Source organism: Gudongella sp. DL1XJH-153 (assembly GCF_049310905.1).
In the GTDB taxonomy this organism is placed as follows: Bacteria; Bacillota; Clostridia; order Tissierellales; family Tissierellaceae; genus Gudongella.
In genome coordinates this window covers 1-22567 of the sequence record NZ_JBMEMN010000019.1, presented here as the reverse complement: position 1 = coordinate 22567, position 22567 = coordinate 1, and the positions used below count along the sequence as shown (strand labels likewise).

Below are 22567 nucleotides of genomic sequence, written 5' to 3'. Positions count from 1 at the left end.
ATGATTGAAAAACTGGAGAAGGAAAAATGGCAGTCTTTAATACCTGAGCTAATGAAGCACACTCCTGAAAACTACTTCAATCTTCTGGGATTGTTAACAAGAAAACCTGTCTATAAGGATATTTATGTCCAAAGAAACGGGAAAGGGACTATTTCAAGCTATCTTTTTCATAGATTATCAGGTACCGTAAAATTTTTCTCTGAAGGGGACTATGATATAGATGAAATGGCGGATTTTATACAAAAACTTCAATTTAATAAGCTGATAGGGCCTCTCACATCTACAAAAATGCTTGAGCAGAAAAACATTTTCAGGGAGAGAAGCCCCCTTACATATCTGTGTGAGCTTGTTTATCCCATTCAAACAGTAAAGACAGACACCTCTGGATTACGAAGACTGGAGATAGATGATCTGAGCCAGGTTGTAGAAATCTATCTTGAAGTATTCAAGTCCTTTGCATCAGAAGAAGTGATGGAAAACAAATTGAAAACAGGTAGAGGGAGAGCGTTTGGGCTTTTTGAAGAAAACAGACTTGTATCTGTAGTTCAAACTGATTTCGAACAGGAGGATAGTGCCCTTATAGTAGGCGTAGCTACAAGACTTAATCAACAGAATCATGGATATGGAACAAAAATATTGAGTTATTCAATTGAACAGTTACAGGCAGAAGGAAAGACTCTGTATCTTGAATACGAATCACCTGATGCTGGAAACCTATACAAAAGGCTTGGATTTAAAGAGTTTGAGACCATAATGGAATACTTGAAACATTAAATAATCTACCTCCATTATCAAATAATGGAGGTTTTGCAATGCACATTGTTAAAGAATTAACTAATATTTCTTAATTATCTGTAAATTCAAACTAGACAAATTACTCCTTTTGTATTATTATAATTATTAAGATGTGAAATACGCGCATCATTAACGTACTAAAGGAGGGAATATTTGATGGAAAACAAACAAAGAGAAAATTGGGGATCCCGAATTGGATTCTTGATGGCAGCGGCCGGTTCAGCGGTAGGTCTAGGTAACATCTGGAGATTTCCGTACATGGCTGGAGAAAACGGTGGTAGTGCATTCATTCTAATTTATTTGGCATTCGCGTTAATAATCGGAATCAGTATCATGATTTCAGAGTTCGCCGTTGGACGTAGAACTGAGCTATCAGCAGTTGGAGCTTACCAATCCATTAATAGAAACTGGACATTTGCAGGAGTTCTTGGAGTGCTAAGTGCATTCTTTATAATGGGCTTCTACCCAGTAGTTGGTGGATGGGCGTTGGCTTATATACTTAAGTCAGTTACAGGTCTTCTTTCAGATCCAGCAGCAATAGGAGATGCTTTCGGAGCGTTTATCACAAATCCTATAGAGCCACTAATATGGATGCTTGTATTCCTGGCTATGAACATTGCTATCGTAGCAAAAGGAATCGCTGGTGGAATAGAGAAGGCTGGTAAGGTACTAATGCCTACACTGTTCGTACTATTGATTCTAATTGCAGCAAGAAGTGTAACACTTCCTGGTGCAGGAGCGGGTCTTGACTTCCTCTTCAAGCCAGATTTCAGTAAGGTTACAGGAGCAACTTACCTTGCAGCACTTGGTCAGGCTTTCTTCTCACTTTCACTTGGTATGGGCTGTATGATCACCTACGGTAGTTACCTTGGCAAGTCAGAGAATCTTCCAAGCAATGCATTGATAGTAACAGTTATGGACACAAGTGTAGCTTTGCTAGCAGGTATTGCAATCTTCCCAGCATTGTTTGCATTTGGCATGGAGCCAGCTGTAGGAGCAGGACTTGTATTCGTAGTTGTACCACAGATATTTGCAGCAATGGGTGGAATAGGAGCTCTATTCTCAGTAATATTCTTCCTTGCACTTGCAGTTGCAGCCTTGACTTCATCAGTATCACTTCTTGAAGTTGTAACAGCATACCTAATAGACCAAAGAGGATGGGAAAGAAAGAAATCAGTTTACACAGCCGGAGGAATCATGGTTGTAACAGGAATTCTTTCATCACTTTCATTGGGACTTATGTCTGGATTCACTTTGTTCGGAGTTGGAATATTCGACTTCTTTGATATTCTTACTGACAAGATATTCCTTGCAATAGGTGGTTTGTTGCTTGCGGTATTCGTTGGTTGGTTTATGGATAAGAAGGATCTTGAAGATGAGATTACAAACGGTGGAACAGTTAAGTTTGGTCTTTTCAATGTTTGGTACAATCTTGTCAAGTATGTAATACCAGTAGCAATAGCAATTGTTGCTGTAATGGGTATTATGTCAATAGAGCAGACTGGACTTATGCTATTCGGTCTTGCAGTTATTGTAGTACTTGCAATATTCTCAAAGAAACTATAATAAGAAAAAAATCAAGCTCATGCTTCCCGTTTGGGAAGCATGAGCTTTTTTTTAATAAATTTTGATTAAGCTACTTGAGTCTTTTCAATCTCATCCAGGAATACTTCCAGAGGTTGATTTCCTACAAATTCAAATTCGTCGTTTATTACAATTTTTGGGACACTTGATACATTGTATTCTTCAGACATATCAAAGAATGTCTGTGCTTCAATCATATCAGCCTGAATATTTGTGTTCTCCAATGCAAGTTTGTGTGCCTTTTGAACTGCTCCTGCACAATGAGGACATGCAAGGGTTACAAATACTTTTATATTTACAGGTTTGTTGATTTTTTCAATCCTTGCTTGGATTTTATCAGATAGTCTTTCAGAATTTCCCGAAACTTCCATAACACTGCTGATAAATGAATTTATCTCATGTCCTGATGGAACTCCGTTGAACTTGATTCTTTTGTAATTTTTGTCCTTATCCAGCAATACGATGCTTGGTGCCATTAGTACGCCAAATTCATTCGCCTTATCTGAGTCCTTATCGATGTCGTGATTCTCCAGGTGTAGCTTTGATGATACAGAAAGGAGCTCTGAAATAAAGTCATTTGTATCTTCACAGGTTTCACAGTCATCTTCTTTGGTGAATAGAGCCACCGTAACATCATCTTTCATTCCCTTGAATATTTCTTCAAGCTGCTTTGCTACTTCTTCATTTAAAAATTTCATAATTACCTCCCAAATTTACTTGTTAATCGTATTCAAATAGTCGTTCACAGCCAAGGCACATTTTGCTCCATCGCCTGCAGACATTATTATCTGCTTGTATGGTATATCTGTAACATCTCCAGCTGCATAAATTCCCTCAACACTTGTCTTGCCATATCTATCCACAATAATCTCATTTCTTTCATTAAGCTCCAGCAAATCAGAAAAAATCTCACTGTTTGGAAGATAGCCTATCTCAACGAATAATCCCGCGCTTTCAATTATCTCTTCTGAGCTTGATTTCTTGTCAAGTACTTTGACACCGGTCATAAACTTTTCACCTTGTATTTCAAGAATCTGAGTCTGAAGCCTTACTTCCACGTTGTCAAGCTTTGAAAGCTGATCAATCAGAATTTGGTCGGCTCTGAATTGTGATCTGTGAATTATGGTCACTTTCTTCACGATTTTCGCCAAGTCTATCGCTGCTTCTACTGCTGAGTTGCCTCCACCGGAGACAATAACTTCCTCGCCTGCAAATAAAGGGCCATCACAAATTGCACAATAGCATACTCCTTTTCCTGAATATTCCTTTTCCCCAGGAACTCCAAGTCTTCTGGGCTTGCTTCCTGTTGCAATAACAACTGAGTAAGTATTGAAGACTAATCCATTTTTTAAAACTATTTCTCTAAGTCTTGAGTCGTTTTTAAGTCCGATTGCTTCCACTTCTTCATATTCCAGAATCGGAACCTTTAACTCATTGACATGGTTTATAAAGTTTTTCATCAGTTCTTCACCTGACAGGGAAACGAATCCAAGGTAGTTTTCAACTGATGATGTGTCCATTACCTGCCCGCCGATGTCCCTGGCAATAATTCCGACATTAAGTCCTTTTCTTTTTGCATAAAGGGCTGTATTAAGACCTGCAGGACCACCGCCGACCACAATCAGATCATAAATCATTTCCTGATCCAGTGTTAATTTTTCTTTGCTCGAGTTGTTGCTTAGGTTTAAATTAACATCCATATTCAAAATGCACCTCCGTTTGTTAGTATATCTTATCAGGCTTCCTATATATTTCAAGGATCAAGTAGTTTTCTTGCCTACAAATGCAATTATACACCAGGGGGGTATACTATGTCAAATGCTAAAAGCCTGCATACATTCCATGGATATATTTAATATACACAGATGATATGCAGGCTCTGTAATCCCTAGAGATTTTTTAAGTAATCCTTTAGTCTTTCCATAGCAAAATTTCTGTCCAAGGTCTTTTCATCTGAATCATTGATAACAGCAACTATATATGAATAGAATGCATCAATAATGTCCTTGTTGTCGAAAGCAAGAGCAATTGGATAAGGTGTGACTTTATACAATATTGCTGTCTTGTCTTTCTTGACTGTTATTTTTACATCATTCAAGAATAGTTTATCAAGAACTATCACACTGTAATTTGGATAAGTTTCAAGCCAATCTATAACATTCTCTAGGTGGATCCTGAATGTATTCCTATCATAATATATTGGCTCCGGTGAAATGTGATTTGATAATTCAATCTGCAAATTACCTTTATCCAGATCTTCCAGCGATGGAAGGGAAAATATTTCGATATACTTGTAGGTCTCAAGGTTGCTTTTCAACAGACTCGTTCTTTTTAGATGTGCCTGGTGCAATTCCTTCGAGTCGAAAAGATCATAAAGGAAACCCATTGGCATGGTCATCGTACTAAGGGTTTGGTGCAGTGCTATTAAATCTCCTGGATTGTCTCCTTGCTTCAGAAGATAGCTTGTCAGTTGTTTTACATCATGAAAACCGAATACATGCATTAATGAATCACACTTGTCGATAAAAGTTATAAGATTTTTTCTGATTGAAGCCACAACATTTTTATCAGTTATGTAAAAATTTATGCTGTTGTGAGAGTTTGTTCTAATTGAATCTGATTTAAGAGCTGCAATATCCCCGGCTACATTGATGGTATTTCCAAAAATACTTTTCATCTCATGAGGATAGTAGTATGTCTGAATCTGACCTGACAGGTAAACAGGAAGCCATCTTTCAATAGATCCCATCATACTTTTGAAGTCTTGATGATAGGGTTGAATGATTTTCAATCTATGACCTTTTGTCAGCGCATCGGATAGCATTTCCATGATCATAAAATAAAAGTCTATATCATCTGTTATCCATTCAAGAGACTCATCGCTGTAGAAATAGACATCCAGAAGTTCTTCAGATTGAGATAGTTGATGAAGAAATCTCTTCATAGCTTCACGTTTTCCCTCAGTACCTACATATACATCCTTAATTTCATAGTCGGGAATATTATGTTTCTCCTGGGTGCGCGAATCAAATCCGGAATTCTGGGTAAAAAACTCAACCTTGTTTATAAAGTCTCTGATAGCTGGAGAATTATCTTTGAAATTGTCATCCTTTAACCATTGAATCAAGTGTGACCTAAGGTATGCATGATCACTTCTATGACTATCTGCAGATAATCCCAAGATTTCTGTAAATTCATCTAAAAGATCTCTTTCCTGTGCACATTCAATCAGGAAATCAGCAATCTGTTCCATATGGGTACCTCTTTCAGAAGGCAGTCTATTGCCGGTTCTCCAACGGCTAACAAGGGACATATCAACATCCAATCTTTCTGCTAGCTGGGAATTTGTAATTTTTAGTATCTGCATCATTTTGGTAATTTTATCTTTGAATTTCATTTTCACGCTCCTTCCGGTTTCTTTAATAATTATATACTTTCAGTGACTTTTGTGCAATATAGTGATAGGTGAACATATGCCTAGTAGTGGAAGAAGTCAAAAAAGTCGTTGGATTTCAAAGTTTTAGGGTATAGATAAATACATAAAAGGAAAAGGAGATGAACTATGCAATTACAAGAAGTAAAAGGATTACCACACAAGGTTGTAAAGAATATTGAAGGAATTGATAATCTCAAGGTTTATCTGGTTCAGGACTTTAACCTTAAGCTCCTACGAAATATGGTTGAATTTGGACTGGATATTTTCGGCGATCTGGGAATGGATCAATGGGGACTTGTACCACAGATTAGGCATGGGAACGTCTATATAATGACGGAAGAAGGAAAGCATCAGGTTGTAGGCTTGGCGATACTTATGAGAGACTGGGAAGACTTCTACAAGGCTTACCTTTTTGATTACGCAATCTCAGAAGACTACCAGAGCATGGGACTTGGATTTGAGTTCTTAAAGATTATCGCAGAAGATCTTCTGGAACAGGGATTTGACAAGATGAGTCTTACTGTGGATGTAGACAATGAACCGGCGATCAGACTATACAGGGATAAAATTGGATTTAAGTCAATTCTATATTCAAAGGATGAGTACGGAAAAGGAGAAGACCGATTCAACATGGAACTTGACCTTGCAGGATTCCTTGAAAGAAACAAAAAAAGTAGATAAAAAAACTGGATGCTCACTTGAGCATCCAGTTTTTTACTTAGTCATTTAGAATATAGTTTTCAACTTCATACTTCTCTTGAATATCCTCGTACCAGACAGAGTAAGCTGAACTCATTTTTTGGTCCTTTAGGATATCTTCGATTTCTTCAGAAACATCTTCAAGTTTTGCTTCTTCAGTTGTTGTCTTATCCTCAACCTTGATAATATGGAAACCAAAGTCAGTTTGGACGGGTTCGCTTATATCACCAGGCTCCATACTGAATGCAGCTTCTTCAAATGGTCCAACCATCTGACCCCTTCCAAAGAAACCAAGTGAGCCACCCTGTGATGCATTTGATACATCCTTGGAGTATTCAGCAGCAAGATCTGCAAAATCTTCGCCATCATTTAGTTTTGTGATTATATCATTTGCTTCCTCTTCCGTGTCGACAAGTATATGACTTGCATTTACTTGTTCAGAAGTGTCGAACTCTGACTTGTTTTGAATGAAGTATTCCAAAACTTCCTCATCAGTCAACTCAATGTATGGTTCCATCAATGCTTCAATCCCAAGGTTCAATCGGATATTCTTCTTCACTGACTCCTCAGTGAATCCATAATATACAAGTGCTTCCTGGAATGCATCTTCTCCGCCATAGGACTCAATCATTACATCCATTTCTTCCTGGATAGCCTCATCGGAAATTTCCACATCATTGCTTTCCACTTCCATCATTACCATTTTCTCCAAAATCAGAGCTTCCAGCACCTCTTGCCCATTTTGCTGAATTAAGTAGTTGTAAAACTCATCTTTGGTAATCTCTTCATCATTGATCTTGGCAACAACTTCAACCTCTCCAGGCTCCTGAGCCTTTTCACAGGCACCAGCAAACACACCGATAACCAATACTAGCAGTAATAATATAATTTTTCTGCTGTGTTTTTTCGTTGATAATAAATTCATTGTAGGTCTCCTCCCTTTCATATCTATGTAAGTATACCACAAATTATTATTCAATTCATTGCAAAATTGTTACACTCAGGTGAAAATAATGTGAAAACACTGGTCAAGCTACACTCATTACATATTAATGCAATAATTGATTCTTTAAAGGGGTATATAGTAAAAATAAGGGAATTGGGAAAAAGAGGTGCGCTATGAACAGCATATATCATAAATTATTAAACAATGCTCCGATTGCATATTTGATTCTTAGGAAGGAGAACCTGCAGGATATGATTGTGCAGGATTACAATAAGCTTCTCATTGATTATCTTTTTATTAATGATGATATCAAGGGGAAGAAGATTAGTGATGCCTTTAATGAATTTTTGATTGAGCAGTTAAATGACATAGTGCAAAGTATTTTGGAAGAGGGAGAAGTTGAAGGTGTAATCTTCAGCAACTCATATTATTATAATATTAAAGGTATGAAACTGGAAGATGATTTATTGGCTGTTACATTTACTGAAAGGGCAGGCTATCTGGAGCACTATAGAAAAACTGAAAGAACCAGGTTGAAATTGATGGAGACTTTGCCGGGAATGATTTACAGATGTCGATTTGATAAAGACTGGACCATGGAATATGTATCAGAAGGCTGCAAGGACCTTACAGGCTATGATGTAGTCAGTCTTCTTGAAAACAATGAAATATCTTTTAATGAAATTATAGTTGAAGAATACAGGGAGAGTCTAAGGAATTTGTGGGAATTGGCTGTAAGGAACAAGGGTATGGTAAGAACAGAATATGAAATATTGACCGCTGCTGGAGAAAAGAAGTGGGTTTATGAACAGGGTCAGCCAGTTTTCGACCAAGAAGGAAAACTCCTAATGCTTGAGGGGATCATCGTTGATATAACACAACAAAAGGAAAGGGAAGAAAAAATTAATTATCTTACTTATTATGATGACATGACGGGAGTATACAACAGAAGATTTTACAACAACACAATAAAGGATATGGATTCGGAAGAATCCCTACCACTATCGGTCATAGTTGGAGATATCAATGGCTTGAAGCTTATAAACGATGCCTTCGGTCATGATTATGGCGATGAGCTTATAATAAAGACAGCAGAGCTTCTGAAGGAGTCAATAAGAAGTACGGACGTTTTGGCCAGAACAGGTGGGGATGAATTCGTTATAATGCTTCCAAATACAACATTCGAAATAGTGAAGAAAATCGTTAAGAGGATTATGGAGGAAGGTGACATACTTAATGAGCTTAACAGTGATTCGCCCGTAAAAATCAGTATTTCATTGGGTTATGCAACAAGGGAAACCATGAAAGAGGATTTGGATGAAATCATAAAGCTTGCAGAAGATCACATGTACAGAAACAAGCTGTTTGATCATAAGAGCACCCATAGCACAATAATCAAATCAATAAGAAATTCTCTACTAAGACGGGGAGAAGAAAATGAAGAGAATTTGACCAACATGGAGAAGGTAGCCAAGGAAATGGCCAATAGAATAGGATTCAACGAGGATATGACTGAAAAATTGAAAACACTTGTGTCAATCCATGATATTGGAAAAATTGCAATTGACACAGAGCTTTTAAATAAAGAGGAGCCTCTATCAAAGGATGAATGGGAATTAATAAGAAAACACCCTGAGATGGGATACAGGATAGCAATGGCATCAATTGAGCTTTCAGCAATAGCAGACTATATCCTCTCACATCACGAGCGGTGGGATGGTTCAGGTTACCCAGATGGGCTGAAATATGATGAAATACCTACTCTTTCGAGGATAGTTAGCATTATGGATTCATATGATGCCATGATAACAGAAAGGCCATACAAGGAGAAACTTTCAATAGAGGAAGCGCTTGAAGAAATCAGAAGGAATGCCGGTACACAGTTTGATCCTGAACTGGCAGAGATCTTTATTAAAATTATAAGTGACTTTTCTGCTTAGTTACATTTCATTGCAACTGGTTTTTGAATATTGGATTTTCATATTTGCTGGATTTGTGCTAATATATTAAATATTACAGAAAAATAACATAATGGAAGGAGACATTTATGGATGCAAGCTTTGAAACAGTTTTATTTGCCTTTGGACTAACAGTATTTGCCGGATTGTCAACAGGAATAGGTAGTGCATTGGCTTTCTATACAAAACAGACAAACAAGAAATTTCTCTCGGCAGCCCTGGGGTTTTCTGCAGGTGTAATGATATATGTATCCTTTGTGGAGATATTTCCCAAGGCAAGGGAATCACTGTCAGTGATCTATGGGGACCAGGGTGGACTTCTGGTAACTACATTGGCATTCTTTGCTGGAATAGCACTAATCGGACTTATAGATAAATTTGTACCCAAGGGTGAAAATCCCCACGAAATAAGAGATGTGGACGAAATGGAAGTTGGGGATGAAGAGAATGGTGAACTGATGAGAATGGGACTTTTCTCGGCACTTGCAATCGCAATTCATAACTTTCCTGAAGGACTAGCTACCTTTATAAGTGCCCTGCAGGATCCAGCCCTTGGTATTTCAATTGCAATAGCTATTGCAATACACAACATCCCGGAGGGTATTGCGGTTTCAGTACCGATTTATTATGCAACCGGCAGCAAGAAGAAGGCATTCAAGTATTCATTTCTCTCAGGTCTATCCGAGCCTTTGGGAGCGATTGCTGGATACTTCTTATTGATGCGAATATTTGACGAAAGAATGTTTGGGATTATCTTCGCCAGTGTTGCAGGTATCATGGTCTACATATCCTTGGATGAATTGCTGCCGACAGCCCATAAGTATGGAGAACACCATATTGCAATATGGGGACTTATTTCAGGAATGGCATTAATGGCGACCAGTCTGATTCTCCTTTAAGGGACTGATTAAGAGTGCAAATGATATCACGAGAAGTTCAAATATATGGTACAATATTTAAAAGAAAGCAATATTGTATAAGAGGTGAAATAATGCCGTTACTAGAAACAGATAGGTTGATAATAAGAAGGTTTAAACTAAGTGACCTCAATGACTTTTACGAGTATGCAAGAGATCCTGCCGTTGGACCGGATGCAGGATGGGATTACCACCGTTCCAAGGACGAGTCTCTTTTTATATTGCACAAGTTTTCAAAGAGCAATGATATATGGGCAATTGAGCTGAAGGAAAATTCAAAGGTGATTGGCTCAATCGGGCTACACAGGGACAAAAAAAGGGAAAATAAATCAGCGAGAATGATGGGCTATGTTATAAATGCAAAATATTGGGGTCAGGGATACGCAACTGAGGCATCAAAGAGATTGGTCAGGTATGCATTTGATGTTTTGAAGGTGGACATAATATCAGCTTATCATTACCCCCATAATGAAAGGTCCAAGGCCGTAATCATCAAATGTGGCTTTAGTTATGAAGGCACACTCAAGTGTGCAACGGTAACCTATGATGGCAAGGTCTATGATGAGCTTTGCTACTCAATTACAAAAGATGAATATTTGAATAGACATGCGGAGAACAGGAGTTGAATTACTCCTGTTTTTTTGCCTCTATCTCAGTTCTAATGTATAATTGAAGCATCACTAACAAGGGGGCGATAGGATGAATGGGGATAATATAAAAATTGAGAAACTAAAAGAGTACATACAGCGACTAAACAACAAAGAAGACGGCAGGAAGCTGTATTTTGAGTACAAGGATGAGATATCATCAATAAAACCGCAGGATGCATTTAGAGTATTCCATGGACTGCTGCAGGATGGAATGACTGAAAAGGAAATACTCCAGTTCCTGGATAAAACAATAAATGTATTTCATGAAAGCTTGGCAAATCATAGATGGAAACGACCTGAAAATGACAATTTCCTCACTGACCTCCAGATGGAAAATGAAGCTCTCAGGAAGAAAACAGACTATATGAAGACCATTGTCAGGGAACCAAGATCACAGATTAGAAGAGAAAAACTGATACCGCTTATTGAGGAGCTAAAGGAATTCTATCCGCATTACACCAAGAAGGAGAACATTCTTTTTCCTTATATGGAGAAAAAAATGCCAAGATTCGAGGGGCTTGCAATTATGTGGGCGCTGCATGACATGGTTAAGAATCAGGTCCAGAATGCATTGGATAAGCTGAGAGACTCGAATAGTGATGATCACCAGGTGAATGTAGCGGTGGCTGAACTATTCTTTGGAATATTGGGTATCATAAAGAAGGAGGAAATAATACTTTTCCCTGCAGCCTGCGAAGTGCTCAGCGAGCAGGAATGGCATGAAATGCACAGACAAAGCTACGAGTACAGCTTTCCATTTATTGAGAAGACATGGGATGAAGAATTCCTGGAAGCAAATGAAATAAATGAAGATACAAGAATAGATGGCAAGTTCAGGACTGAAACAGGTGAGCTTGATTTCATTCAAATGGAGCTGATATTTGATTCTCTGCCGGTGGATATGACCTTTGTGGATGAGAACAACAAGGTAAGATTTTTTACAAGACCAAAGGACAGGATATTTCCAAGATCCCCTGCAATAATTGGCCGAGATGTAAACAAATGCCATCCACCAGACAGTGTACACATAGTTGAAGAGATTGTTGAAGCTTTCAGAAAAGGGGAAAGGGATACTGCAACATTCTGGATAAGAATAAAGGACAGGATGATTCTTATACAGTATTTTGCAATGAGAAATGACAATGGTGATTATAAGGGAGTTCTTGAAGTAAGTCAGGACATAACAGAAATTCAGGCCCTCCAAGGAGAAAGAAGACTGCTGGAGTGGAACTGATACGAATAACTAGACAAAACAGGAGAGGTGTTCAATGAAGAATTTAGGAAAATACTTTGCAATAGGATTAATGGCAACAATATTGACGGTATCTTCAGGTTGTGATACTGAAGCAGCTGCTACGGATGATATCAAGCTGGTTGTGGATGGAAAGGACATAACCCATTTGACTGAACCGGTAATTGAGAATGGAAGGACACTAGTTCCAATACGATTTGTAACAGAAGAAATCGGTGGAGAGGTAAGTTGGGACAATTCCACCAGGACTGTCAAGGCTTGGAAGGGAGACAAGTCCCTTAGAATGGTAATCGGAAGCAGAGCAGTTGAAATAGGAAATGGACAGGAAGCTGTTGTCAGTGATGTTGCACCGAGGATTATAGACAGCAGAACCTTTGTACCTTTAAGACTTATAAGCAACGGACTTGGTATTGAAGTCCAGTGGGATAACTCAAGCAGGACTGTTACTGTAAATTCAGACAAGTCAGCTACAGTTGAACCATTCTACAATCTGGACATAACCTCACACGCTCCAGGAAGCTACATTACTGGAAGTAGCAATATTACAGTGACTGGTGATTCAGCTTTGCTAAAGCAGGGAAACCAGCTGAGACTCTTGCTTCTGGACAAAAAGGACCATACAGGTTTTATCGTTGGAATGGCAGATGCAGCTGGTAGATCAGTTGAGTATATCCCTGAGGTGGATAATACAGGAGACAAGCTTCTTGTTGCAGGTATTTACGACTCCAACGGGAAATTTCTTGCTGGAGACAGCATTCCAGTTTCCGTAAGGGTTATTCCAGAGGCTGATATCAACGGTCTTGTTAATAATATGGTAGTTTCATCCGCACGGGAACTGACCCCAAAGACAAATTTCGCACCATATTCGGTTAAATATGTAATCACAAACCTGACCACAGGCAAGGTAAAGGTTGAGGAGAACAGGGACCCATATGGTACTTTTACCTGGAATCCAATGTCATATGACAGTGGGCTAAATACCATCCAGATCATTGCCCTGGATCACAGTCTGAATGAATATCCAGGAAAACAATATACAGTAAATGTTCAGGTTCCAAGAAGAATGACACTCTCAGGTGTTACTGAAGGCGCCACCATAAGAAATCCTGTAACCCTGATGGCAAACAGGAACTTTGATGTAAGGGAAACCCAGTTTGTAATGAGAGACCCGGCTACAGGCATTGAGACTGTATTGAAGACAATACCATACGGGACATATACATGGTTCCCAGGACCTGAGGTATCAGGCTCCAAGGAGCTGATGGTAAGGGTTGTGGATTCGCAAGGTACAACCGTAACCAGCGAACCTGTAAGAGTAAATGTTGACGGAACACCAAAGCTTCAGCTTCAGGGTATTGGACCAAAGCAGGTTGTAACAGGCAACACCGATCTTACCTACAGAAGCAATGTAGAATTATCCAATGTTCAGTTTGTTCTTACAAACAGGGCGACCGGAGCAAGCAGGACGATAGCGGCCGATCCTGATACAGGCAAGGGAATCTATACGCCACAGCCTCAGGATACAGCTGACTGGAGAATACTTGCACGTGGAAGCTACAAGGGAAATACAATAACCAGTGAAACCGTTGATTTTGAGGTTTATACAAAGGAGACCTTTGGACCAGTAAGCATAGTTCCCAAGGATCAGTTCCAGTTATTTGCTTCCAGAATGGCAATCGAATCATATAGGAAGACAGGAATGTCAGCAGCAATTCAAACAGCTCAGGCAATTCTTGAAACAGGATGGGGACAATCTGTTCCAAGGGACAAGTACACTGGAAAACCATCCAATAACTTGTTTGGAATAAAGGGTAGTGCCAGCAACGGATCAGTTATCTCCAATACATGGGAAGTATACAATGGAGTGACCTACAGAATAGATGCAGAGTTCAGAGCATATATGGATGTAAAGGAGAGCTGGAATGACCACAAGGTTCTTTTAGAGAAGGATCGCTACGGAATCTTCAGAGATGTTATGTACAACTCTACAATGGGTGCATGGGCCATCAGACGGGCAGGTTATGCAACTGACCCACAATACCCAATCAAGCTGATGAATATAATCAAGCAGAACAACCTTATGGAATACGACAAGGTTAGCTTCTAATACAGAAGAGATAATAAGTCAAAACAAAGGAAAAGATAATGAAAATAGGATATGCATGTCTAACAAAAGCGATCCCCTATACGGATTTCAAGGGAACCATACAGAAAAATGCAACACCAGACAGGTTGATTGAAATAACAACCCACAACCTGCAGACTCTGGAAAATATACTGAGATACAATGTTGAGGATGGCCTGAAGATGTTCAGGCTGTCCTCAGACCTTATCCCCTTTGGGTCCAGCCCTGTCAACAAGACAAAATGGTGGGATGACTTAAGGCCCCAATGGGAAAACCTGGGTAGAATAATAAAAGACAATGAAATCAGGGTTTCAATGCACCCAGGCCAATATACCGTCCTGAACTCACCTGATGAAGATGTTGTAAGCCGTGCAGTGGATGATCTTGTATACCATAATCTTGTACTGGATAGCCTTGGAGCTGATAATTCTGCAAAGATAATCATTCATATAGGTGGAGTCTATGGAGATAAAAAGTCTGCCATGGATAGATTCAAGGAAAATTATCTTAAGCTTCCGGATAGCATAAAAAATCGCTTGATCATTGAAAATGACGACAGGTCATACAGGATTGAAGAGGTTCTGGATATTGGAGTCCATATGGGGATACCTGTGGTGTTTGACAATCTTCATCACCTTGTAAACGGAGGAGGAGAGGACGACTCAAAGTGGATTGAGGAAGCAGGAAAGACCTGGAAGGAAAGGGACGGTCTACAGAAGATTCATTATTCCCAGCAAAACCCGGAAAGAAACCCAGGTGCACATTCAGAAACCATTGATATCAGTGCTTTGATGGATTATATTGATAAGAATATTCACCATGATCTTGACATAATGCTTGAGGTAAAGGATAAAAATCTTTCAGCAAAAAAAGGTGTCAATGCAATACTGGATACTGGGAAGATTGAAAACCTTGAAAAGGAATGGAGCAGGTACAAGTACAATGTTCTTGAAAGGTCACCGGAATGCTATCAGGAAATCAGGACGTTACTAAAGGACAAGAACTCATACCCGGTCAGGGAATTCTACAGTCTTCTGGATAGTGCCATGTACAATGCCGAACCATCCCAGGGAACTGTGATAAACGGAATCGAGCATGTATGGGGTTATTTCAAGGATATTGCAACAGAAAAAGAGATCTTGCGTTTTCGCAAGGAGCTTGAAAGATTCAAGGAGGGCAAGTTGTCACTTCAGGCTCTTAAAAACAGTCTCTGGAGACTGACTGAAAGGTACGGGGAAGCCTATCTTTCAAAGTCTTACTATTTTCACATTTAAGGAGTGAGAACCATGAGCAAGGGAGTATTTCACAAAATTGCACCGATTTATGGCCTCTTTTATGATCATCAGGTAAGGTACTATCGTAAAATTTTAAAGGAAAACAAGGATTTTTTTGATTTTAGCGAATACTCCTCAGTTGTTGATATCGGATTTGGAACAGGAGCCCTTTGCAGGGTATTGGCTGAGAATGGATTATCAGTAACAGGTATTGAACCAGTTGAAAAGATGATCAGGATTGCAAAGAAGAAAAACGCAGATATTGATGCAGATTGTGTAATGGCAGATGTTCTCCATGGCTTGCCTTTTGAAGACAACACTTTTGATGTTTCAATTTCATCATATGTAGCCCACGGCATGAAAAAGGAAGACAGAATGAAAATGTACAGGGAAATGGCAAGGGTTACTGGCAGGAAGATGATCATATACGATTACAACCAAGAGAGAAGATGGGCAAATGATTTTGTGGAATGGCTTGAGGGAGGAGATTACTTTAATTTCATCCAAGTTGTTCAGGATGAACTTATGGAAGAATTCGGTAATGTTGTCAAAAGGGATGTTGACGAAAGAGCAGCCTGGTATCTAGTTGATCTTTAAAAATATCTAAAAAGCTATTGACAAAAGTCGAAAGATATCCTAAAATATAGTTGTAAAAAGTTAGCACTCAAAGCTAGAGAGTGCTAGTTATTAAAAAATATTTAGAAAAGGAGTTGTTAAACATGGCAGGATTGGTACCTTTCAACAGAAGTAGTAACAAACCAGTTGGAAAAGGCTTTGGTGACTTTTATGGCATGCTTGATGACTTTTTTAGTGACGAATTTTTCTTGCCACAAAGAAGTCTATCAAGAGACACATTTAAAGTTGATGTGCAGGATAAGGAAAAGGAGTACCTGATAGAAGCCGAGTTACCAGGAGTAAAGAAAGAAGAGATATCTCTGGAGATTCATGATGGCCAACTTATAATTGGAATCCAGAGGGAAGAGAGAGTGGATGAAGAGAAAAAGAACTATATCCACAAGGAAAGAAGGTATAGTTCAATGAGTAGAAGCGTATATCTGGCTGATGCAGACTCTGAAAACATAAAGGCTAAGCTGGATGATGGGGTACTGACAGTAAGAGTACCGAAGCTTCAAAAACCTGAAAAGGAAACCAACAAGATTGAAATTGAATAAGCAGCTATCATAAGGCAGGAATCCTCGTGATTCCTGCCTTTATTAATAGGGTTATTTTCCATATAAGATAGATTTGACATTTGATTATCGGTTATATGATTAAAACTAGCTATTTATGGTATAGGTATAGTAATCGAAAATAATAAGGAGGTAATACGATGAGCGTACTAATTTATTCAACCCCATCTTGACCATGGTGTACTAAGGTAAAGGATTACCTAAACTCAAAGAATGTTGCTTACACTGACTATGATGTTTCAAAGGACCATGAAAAGGCAGTAGAGATGGTCCAGAAATCAGGACAAAGAGGCGTACCAGTTCTTGATATCAATGGACAGATAATTGTAGGTTTTGATAAGTCAGGAATAGACAAGATTTTAGGACTTTAAACAGAAGCTCCCTTTTGGGAGCTTTTCAGTGTCTACTCATAGGTGATTGCATTTGGAGTACATATATCAGAACATTTCATGCAGACAAGACAATCATTTTTGTTTATAAAATGAGATATGCTGTCTTTTTCAATTGCTAAAGCAGGACATACCTTAACACATTTGCCGCAATTAATACAGAGATCAGAATCCACCTTCATACCATGCTTTGAATTCTTGGAGCTTTTGCTCAGGATACTTCCATATGGACAGAGGAATCTGTGCCAGAGCTCTTCGTGGAAAAAGAAAGTAAGAACTACTCCAACAAGGAACAATACCGGTAGAATCGGAAGCGGTTCACCTGTTATTATTACTAGAAGGAACATCACAAAGAATAGGACAAGTAGTCCCCAACGGATAATTGGCTTTTTAAGCACCTCGGGTATTTTCCTATTCTTGATATTGTACTTTTTCTTTAATGCAGTTATCATTTCCATAAGGGTATTGATTGAACAGATCCACCCACAGTATAAACGACCTAGGAAAAAGGAGGCTGCAACCCCCAGGAGAAGTAATCCCATCCATAGTTGCGGCTTGTTGGTGACGACGAGAAAGATAAAAATCGCCAGGAAAATAAATTGTACAGTTTTTCTAAAACTTTTTTTCATATGTAGCTCCTTTCAAATTTGTGCTACTTTTAGTATACTTGTGAAATAAAAAAATGGGAGTTACCTATGAAACACAAATGGAGGATAAAATGAATTATATTATAAACATGATTTCATCAATTGAACCTTTCAACCAAATCGAACCTGAAAGACTAAATAAAATATCATTGGTGGAAAACATGAAATTAAGAAAGTTCAATAGAAATCAAATGATTTATCTTCAAGGAGAGAACTGTAATTCCATGGATATTGTAATTGAGGGTGCAATTGACATACACAGCATGGATCAGGAAGGAAACATGGTAACTCTTGCAAGATTTACAAAGGATGATATTGTTGGTATAAATCTCTTGTTTTCAAGTAACAATAGCTATCCTTTTTCAGTTATAGCAGTTGAGGATACAGAAATTCTCGAGATTACAAAGGATATTCTACTGGAGCTCTCCAGGGATAATCCAAAATTTACTGAATCACTTCTTAGAATAGTCTCTGATAAGGCACTTTCTCTTGCCAACTGGATAACTCATATTTCCATGAAGCCATTGAGAGAGAAAATTCTTGATTTCCTGGAGCTTGAAAGAAGAAAGCAAAGCAATGACAGAATAGTATTAACTGCAACAAAGAAAGAGATTGCTGAAAGACTCGGAGTACAGAGAACATCCTTAAGCAGGGAACTGCAAAAAATGAAAGAGGATGGAATTCTCAAGTATGACAGGGACTCAATAACACTGCTCAAGCGTTAGAAATAAGCCGAATAAATCTATCTTCAAATTTTCTGGCAACCCAGAATAATTCGTGGTATAATACTAGGGTATGGAGGTGATTTGATTGGCAAGGCCAACAAAAACAAGACGAGTATGTTGTCTCCCAGAGACTAATCTTTTCGGTCCCCTGAATAGAAGACCATTCGATGGTAGTCAAATTCTGATGACTGTAGAGGAGTACGAGACAATCAGACTTATTGATAAAGAAGGGTTAATGCAGGAAGAATGTGCAGAGAGAATGGATGTAGCCAGGACAACTGTACAAAGAATTTATATATCTGCAAGAAAGAAGCTAGCGGATGCAGTAGTGGACGGTCTTACCCTTAAGATTGAGGGTGGGTCATACAAACTGTGCGACGGAGATTGTGATCACGAATACTTCCATTGTGGAAGAAGACGTCGTCAAAGACAACACAGGAACAGAATATAATCAGCAGGATATTAAATTTTTAAATATCAAAAAATAAGAAAGAAGGCGTATTGTTAATGAGTGAAACTTGTAATGACAGCTGCAGTACATGCAGTGTAGACTGTAATGACAGAACAGAGCCAAAAAATGAGTTTGCAGTGGCTTTAAACGAAAAGAGTTCTGTCAAGAAAGTAATTGGAATTGTAAGTGGCAAGGGTGGAGTAGGAAAATCACTGGTTACATCGATGATGGCAGTCAACATGAACAGGAAGGGCTTCAAGACAGCAATAATGGATGCAGATATAACGGGACCATCAATTCCCAAGGCATTCGGCATTCATGGAAAAGCTGTTTCCGACGGAAAGTCGCTGATGCCTAAAATTAGTGACACCGGCATAAGCATAATGTCTGTCAACCTGATTCTTGAAAATGTGACGGATCCGGTAATTTGGAGAGGTCCAATTGTTTCAGGTGTTGTAAAGCAGTTCTGGTCAGATGTTGAGTGGGGAGAAATTGACTATATGTTTGTTGATATGCCACCTGGAACAGGTGATGTACCATTGACTGTATTCCAGTCGCTTCCAGTGGATGGTCTAATCGTTGTAACATCTCCACAGGAGCTTGTATCAATGATTGTTGCCAAGGCTTCAAACATGGCAAAGATGATGAATATACCAATACTTGGAATCGTTGAGAACATGTCATACTTAAATTGCCCGGATTGCGGCAAAAGGATAAACGTATTTGGAGAAAGCAAGGTAGAGCAGGTTGCTGCTGATCAAGGTATTGAACATTTTGCAAGAGTACCTATTGACCCAAGCATTTCTACTCTGGTTGATAGCGGATCCATTGAGCAATATGACGTAAGCATTCTGGATGAGCTGATTGATACATTCAAGTAATGTGAAAAGGAGATCGGGACAGCCTGGTCTCCTTTAATTTTTAATACAGGAGGAAATGATGAACACGAGAAAAATAGTTATGACAGGAATGTTTATAGCTCTGGGAATAGTTCTTCCCATTGCGTTTCATAGTTTCAACATGGGAGGACCGGTTTTCCTTCCAATGCATATACCTGTTTTGATGGCAGGCTTGACCCTTGGACCATTGGCAGGACTTTTTACAGGAATGATAACTCCGATACTAAGCAGTGTTTTGACCGGCATGCCTCCAATGTTTCCAATGCTTCCAATTATGATTTTTGAGCTGGGAGTCTATGGTTTGACATCAGGATTTATCGCCAGGGAATACCCGGGCAAGATATTTTTCCCATTGATAGCAGGGATGATAGATGGAAGGGTTGCAGCAGCCATAGTGGTATTTGTTTTAGCTACATTCTTTGGGGTAGATATCTCTCCGTGGACATTTATTAAAGGTGCCATTGTGACAGGAGTACCTGGAATACTGATACAGCTTGTAATAATTCCTCCTTTGGTAAAGGCCATAAGGGGATCAACAGGTTTACAGGCTAATAGAACATAGCTCATTGCTATGAGCATTTATGGCTGCAGACAGCAGTCATTAGAATAGGAACGGTGATAAAGTGAATAATTTCAAAAGACCAAAAAAACCAATACTTTATTATTATGTAATCGCCATGATCATAATAATAATACTCAATATGTTTGTATTTCCAAGGATGATGGAGTCCGACATAGAGCAGATTGATTACGGAACATTCCTTCAGATGCTTGAAAACGGAGAAATAGATGTTGTGGAAATCAAGGACAACGACATATTTATACAGGAGAAGGGAACTGATACGGTATTCGTTACAGGAACCATGGATGATCCTGAACTTGTTCAAAAGCTGACAAATTCGGATGTAAAGTTCTCAAGGGAGATATCTGACACGACACCTTCTCTGTTCAGCACAATCTTTTCCTGGATTATAACAATAGCCATATTTGTTGCAATTGGTCAGCTTTTTGCCCGATCAATGCAGAAGAGGATGGGTGGGGGAAACGATGTTCTTTCCTTTGGAAAGAGCAATGCAAAGATATATGTTGAGTCACAAACCGGCAAGACCTTCGAGGATGTTGCTGGACAGGATGAGGCAAAGGAAGCCCTGGAGGAGATAGTTGACTATCTTCACAATCCAGGCAAGTACAAGGAGATCGGTGCAAACCTTCCAAAGGGAGCACTGCTTGTAGGCCCTCCGGGAACAGGTAAGACCCTTCTTGCAAGAGCAGTGGCAGGAGAGGCCAAGGTACCCTTCTTCTCGATTTCAGGTTCTGAATTCGTTCAGATGTTTGTAGGAATGGGAGCAGCAAAGGTAAGGGATCTTTTCAAGCAGGCACAGGAAAAGGCGCCCTGCATAGTATTTATAGACGAGATCGACACCATCGGCAAGAAACGTGATGGTGGAGGCATTGGAGGCAACGATGAAAGGGAGCAGACCCTTAATCAGCTTCTAAGCGAGATGGATGGTTTTGACGGCAAGGAGGGAGTGGTTATCCTTGCAGCGACAAACAGACCTGAGGCCCTCGACAAGGCGCTTTTAAGGCCTGGAAGGTTTGACAGGAGGGTTCCGGTAGAACTGCCCGACCTAAACGGCAGAGAGGCCATTCTGAAGGTTCACGCCAAGGAAGTCAAGGTTGACCCTGACCTGGACTACAACGCAATTGCCAGGGCAACTGCCGGAGCATCTGGAGCAGACCTTGCAAATATGGTAAATGAAGCTGCACTAAGAGCTGTAAGACAGGGAAGGGAGCGGGTTACCCAGCCAGACCTTGAGGAATCCGTTGAGATTGTAATTGCCGGATACCAGAGAAAGAATTCCGTTATTTCCACTAAGGAAAAAAGGATTATTGCCTACCACGAAATCGGTCATGCTCTTGTTGCAGCAAAGCAGACAGACTCAGATCCGGTTCACAAGATAACGATAATTCCAAGGACATCAGGTGCTTTGGGCTATACCATGCAGATAGCAGAGCAGGATAGCGTTCTTATGAGCAAGGAGGAGCTCTTCAACAAGATTGTTACAATCACAGGAGGAAGGGCGGCAGAGGAGCTTGTATTTGGCTCAGTAACAACTGGCGCTTCCAATGACATTGAGCAGGTTACAAAGATTGCACGGGCAATGGTTACTCGCTATGGAATGAGCGAAGATTTTGACATGATGGCTTTGGAGACACAGACCAACATGTATCTTGGTGGAGATTCATCCCTGGCATGCTCAGGAGAAACCTCTTCAAGGATTGATGCCGAGGTGCTTAAGATAATCAAGGATGCACATGATAAGGCCAAGAAGATTCTTGAGGAAAATATGGATAAGCTAAGGGAGCTTTCCAATTATCTGCTAGAGATGGAAACAATTTCAGGAGAGCAGTTTATGGATATATTGAACAAAGTTGAAGAGGAATAAGAGGATGCCAGCAGATAATTATCTGCTGGCTTTAATTTTGTCATCTGTAATAAGTGCCCAGCGAATTTCTTAAGTGGTTGTCATAAGTGCCCAGTGATAGAAATATCCAAAATGGGGGTGCGGATGTTTTTTTGGACTCTTTTTAGACAATTCCAAGACTTTTCCGGTAAGCTTTTATGCTCT

Annotated in this window: 21 protein-coding genes and 1 pseudogene; 17 read left to right on the top strand and 5 right to left on the bottom strand. The window is 39.4% G+C overall.

The window, feature by feature from the left end; all coding sequences use genetic code 11:
* The gene (locus ACOEN1_RS08470; RefSeq protein ID WP_422486452.1) at positions 1-774 is read left to right on the top strand and encodes a GNAT family N-acetyltransferase; all 774 of its coding nucleotides are present in this window, start codon (positions 1-3) and stop codon (positions 772-774) included.
* Positions 775-951: 177 nt separating this feature from the next.
* Positions 952-2361, top strand: coding sequence for a sodium-dependent transporter (locus tag ACOEN1_RS08465; protein WP_422486450.1), 1410 nt, complete (start codon positions 952-954; stop codon positions 2359-2361).
* A 65-nt stretch (positions 2362-2426) separates the two neighbouring features.
* Here ACOEN1_RS08465 and pdo read toward each other — a convergent pair whose 3' ends face one another.
* The 3 genes from pdo to ACOEN1_RS08450 form a co-directional block, all read right to left on the bottom strand.
* On the bottom strand, positions 2427-3077 hold the full coding sequence (pdo, locus tag ACOEN1_RS08460) for a protein disulfide oxidoreductase (RefSeq protein WP_422486448.1): 651 nt from the start codon (positions 3075-3077) through the stop codon (positions 2427-2429).
* Positions 3078-3092: 15 nt separating this feature from the next.
* Entirely contained in the window at positions 3093-4079 is a 987-nt protein-coding gene (locus tag ACOEN1_RS08455; RefSeq protein ID WP_422486493.1) for an NAD(P)/FAD-dependent oxidoreductase, read from the bottom strand.
* A gap of 188 nt (positions 4080-4267) precedes the next feature.
* Positions 4268-5776, bottom strand: a complete 1509-nt coding sequence (locus ACOEN1_RS08450) for a helix-turn-helix domain-containing protein (RefSeq protein WP_422486446.1) — start codon at positions 5774-5776, stop codon at positions 4268-4270.
* Positions 5777-5941: 165 nt separating this feature from the next.
* Here ACOEN1_RS08450 and ACOEN1_RS08445 point away from each other — a divergent pair, with 165 nt between their 5' ends.
* Positions 5942-6496 carry a GNAT family N-acetyltransferase gene (locus tag ACOEN1_RS08445; RefSeq protein WP_422486444.1) on the top strand — a complete coding sequence of 185 codons (555 nt, stop codon included), beginning with the start codon at positions 5942-5944 and terminating at the stop codon, positions 6494-6496.
* A 37-nt stretch (positions 6497-6533) separates the two neighbouring features.
* Here ACOEN1_RS08445 and ACOEN1_RS08440 read toward each other — a convergent pair whose 3' ends face one another.
* On the bottom strand, positions 6534-7439 hold the full coding sequence (locus ACOEN1_RS08440) for a peptidylprolyl isomerase (protein WP_422486442.1): 906 nt from the start codon (positions 7437-7439) through the stop codon (positions 6534-6536).
* A gap of 194 nt (positions 7440-7633) precedes the next feature.
* Between ACOEN1_RS08440 and ACOEN1_RS08435 the strand changes: the two genes are divergently transcribed.
* From ACOEN1_RS08435 to ACOEN1_RS08395, 9 genes and pseudogenes are all read left to right on the top strand, one after another.
* Positions 7634-9400, top strand: a complete 1767-nt coding sequence (locus ACOEN1_RS08435; protein WP_422486440.1) for a diguanylate cyclase — start codon at positions 7634-7636, stop codon at positions 9398-9400.
* A gap of 107 nt (positions 9401-9507) precedes the next feature.
* Positions 9508-10317 carry a zinc transporter ZupT gene (gene zupT, locus ACOEN1_RS08430; protein WP_422486438.1) on the top strand — a complete coding sequence of 270 codons (810 nt, stop codon included), beginning with the start codon at positions 9508-9510 and terminating at the stop codon, positions 10315-10317.
* 92 nt (positions 10318-10409) lie between these two features.
* A complete protein-coding gene (locus tag ACOEN1_RS08425; RefSeq protein WP_422486436.1) occupies positions 10410-10961 on the top strand; it encodes a GNAT family N-acetyltransferase in 552 nt (183 codons plus the stop codon).
* A gap of 73 nt (positions 10962-11034) precedes the next feature.
* The gene (locus ACOEN1_RS08420) at positions 11035-12219 is read left to right on the top strand and encodes a DUF438 domain-containing protein (protein WP_422486434.1); all 1185 of its coding nucleotides are present in this window, start codon (positions 11035-11037) and stop codon (positions 12217-12219) included.
* A gap of 34 nt (positions 12220-12253) precedes the next feature.
* Entirely contained in the window at positions 12254-14344 is a 2091-nt protein-coding gene (locus tag ACOEN1_RS08415; RefSeq protein ID WP_422486432.1) for a stalk domain-containing protein, read from the top strand.
* A 38-nt stretch (positions 14345-14382) separates the two neighbouring features.
* Complete coding sequence (gene uvsE, locus ACOEN1_RS08410) at positions 14383-15636, top strand: UV DNA damage repair endonuclease UvsE (RefSeq protein WP_422486430.1); 1254 nt, start codon at positions 14383-14385, stop codon at positions 15634-15636.
* 12 nt (positions 15637-15648) lie between these two features.
* Positions 15649-16233 (top strand): class I SAM-dependent methyltransferase, encoded by a 585-nt coding sequence (locus ACOEN1_RS08405; protein ID WP_422486428.1) that lies wholly within the window; start codon positions 15649-15651, stop codon positions 16231-16233.
* Between the two features lie 122 nt (positions 16234-16355).
* Entirely contained in the window at positions 16356-16808 is a 453-nt protein-coding gene (locus ACOEN1_RS08400; protein WP_422486426.1) for an Hsp20/alpha crystallin family protein, read from the top strand.
* A gap of 203 nt (positions 16809-17011) precedes the next feature.
* A pseudogene (locus ACOEN1_RS08395) lies at positions 17012-17197 on the top strand (glutaredoxin family protein); the annotation flags it as partial.
* 32 nt (positions 17198-17229) lie between these two features.
* Here ACOEN1_RS08395 and ACOEN1_RS08390 read toward each other — a convergent pair.
* The gene (locus ACOEN1_RS08390) at positions 17230-17757 is read right to left on the bottom strand and encodes a 4Fe-4S binding protein (protein ID WP_422486492.1); all 528 of its coding nucleotides are present in this window, start codon (positions 17755-17757) and stop codon (positions 17230-17232) included.
* A 176-nt stretch (positions 17758-17933) separates the two neighbouring features.
* On the opposite strand from ACOEN1_RS08390, the gene ACOEN1_RS08385 reads away from it, so the two are divergent.
* From ACOEN1_RS08385 to ftsH, 5 genes are all read left to right on the top strand, one after another.
* Positions 17934-18587, top strand: coding sequence for a Crp/Fnr family transcriptional regulator (locus ACOEN1_RS08385; protein WP_422486424.1), 654 nt, complete (start codon positions 17934-17936; stop codon positions 18585-18587).
* A gap of 85 nt (positions 18588-18672) precedes the next feature.
* Entirely contained in the window at positions 18673-19038 is a 366-nt protein-coding gene (locus ACOEN1_RS08380) for a DUF134 domain-containing protein (RefSeq protein WP_422486422.1), read from the top strand.
* 56 nt (positions 19039-19094) lie between these two features.
* On the top strand, positions 19095-19919 hold the full coding sequence (locus ACOEN1_RS08375; RefSeq protein ID WP_422486420.1) for a P-loop NTPase: 825 nt from the start codon (positions 19095-19097) through the stop codon (positions 19917-19919).
* A gap of 58 nt (positions 19920-19977) precedes the next feature.
* Complete coding sequence (locus tag ACOEN1_RS08370) at positions 19978-20499, top strand: ECF transporter S component (RefSeq protein WP_422486418.1); 522 nt, start codon at positions 19978-19980, stop codon at positions 20497-20499.
* Positions 20500-20560: 61 nt separating this feature from the next.
* Complete coding sequence (gene ftsH, locus ACOEN1_RS08365) at positions 20561-22384, top strand: ATP-dependent zinc metalloprotease FtsH (protein WP_422486416.1); 1824 nt, start codon at positions 20561-20563, stop codon at positions 22382-22384.
* Positions 22385-22567: the final 183 nt, after the last annotated feature.

Bases quoted from the DNA above. Each gene is read 5' to 3' on its own strand.
- ACOEN1_RS08470 (WP_422486452.1), top strand. From the start codon at position 1: ATGATTGAAAAACTGGAGAAGGAAAAATGGCAGTCTTTAATACCTGAG.
- ACOEN1_RS08465 (WP_422486450.1), top strand. From the start codon at position 952: ATGGAAAACAAACAAAGAGAAAATTGGGGATCCCGAATTGGATTCTTG.
- pdo (WP_422486448.1), bottom strand. From the start codon at position 3,077: ATGAAATTTTTAAATGAAGAAGTAGCAAAGCAGCTTGAAGAAATATTC.
- ACOEN1_RS08455 (WP_422486493.1), bottom strand. From the start codon at position 4,079: ATGGATGTTAATTTAAACCTAAGCAACAACTCGAGCAAAGAAAAATTA.
- ACOEN1_RS08450 (WP_422486446.1), bottom strand. From the start codon at position 5,776: ATGAAATTCAAAGATAAAATTACCAAAATGATGCAGATACTAAAAATT.
- ACOEN1_RS08445 (WP_422486444.1), top strand. From the start codon at position 5,942: ATGCAATTACAAGAAGTAAAAGGATTACCACACAAGGTTGTAAAGAAT.
- ACOEN1_RS08440 (WP_422486442.1), bottom strand. From the start codon at position 7,439: ATGAATTTATTATCAACGAAAAAACACAGCAGAAAAATTATATTATTA.
- ACOEN1_RS08435 (WP_422486440.1), top strand. From the start codon at position 7,634: ATGAACAGCATATATCATAAATTATTAAACAATGCTCCGATTGCATAT.
- zupT (WP_422486438.1), top strand. From the start codon at position 9,508: ATGGATGCAAGCTTTGAAACAGTTTTATTTGCCTTTGGACTAACAGTA.
- ACOEN1_RS08425 (WP_422486436.1), top strand. From the start codon at position 10,410: ATGCCGTTACTAGAAACAGATAGGTTGATAATAAGAAGGTTTAAACTA.
- ACOEN1_RS08420 (WP_422486434.1), top strand. From the start codon at position 11,035: ATGAATGGGGATAATATAAAAATTGAGAAACTAAAAGAGTACATACAG.
- ACOEN1_RS08415 (WP_422486432.1), top strand. From the start codon at position 12,254: ATGAAGAATTTAGGAAAATACTTTGCAATAGGATTAATGGCAACAATA.
- uvsE (WP_422486430.1), top strand. From the start codon at position 14,383: ATGAAAATAGGATATGCATGTCTAACAAAAGCGATCCCCTATACGGAT.
- ACOEN1_RS08405 (WP_422486428.1), top strand. From the start codon at position 15,649: ATGAGCAAGGGAGTATTTCACAAAATTGCACCGATTTATGGCCTCTTT.
- ACOEN1_RS08400 (WP_422486426.1), top strand. From the start codon at position 16,356: ATGGCAGGATTGGTACCTTTCAACAGAAGTAGTAACAAACCAGTTGGA.
- ACOEN1_RS08390 (WP_422486492.1), bottom strand. From the start codon at position 17,757: ATGGGATTACTTCTCCTGGGGGTTGCAGCCTCCTTTTTCCTAGGTCGT.
- ACOEN1_RS08385 (WP_422486424.1), top strand. From the start codon at position 17,934: ATGAATTATATTATAAACATGATTTCATCAATTGAACCTTTCAACCAA.
- ACOEN1_RS08375 (WP_422486420.1), top strand. From the start codon at position 19,095: ATGAGTGAAACTTGTAATGACAGCTGCAGTACATGCAGTGTAGACTGT.
- ACOEN1_RS08370 (WP_422486418.1), top strand. From the start codon at position 19,978: ATGAACACGAGAAAAATAGTTATGACAGGAATGTTTATAGCTCTGGGA.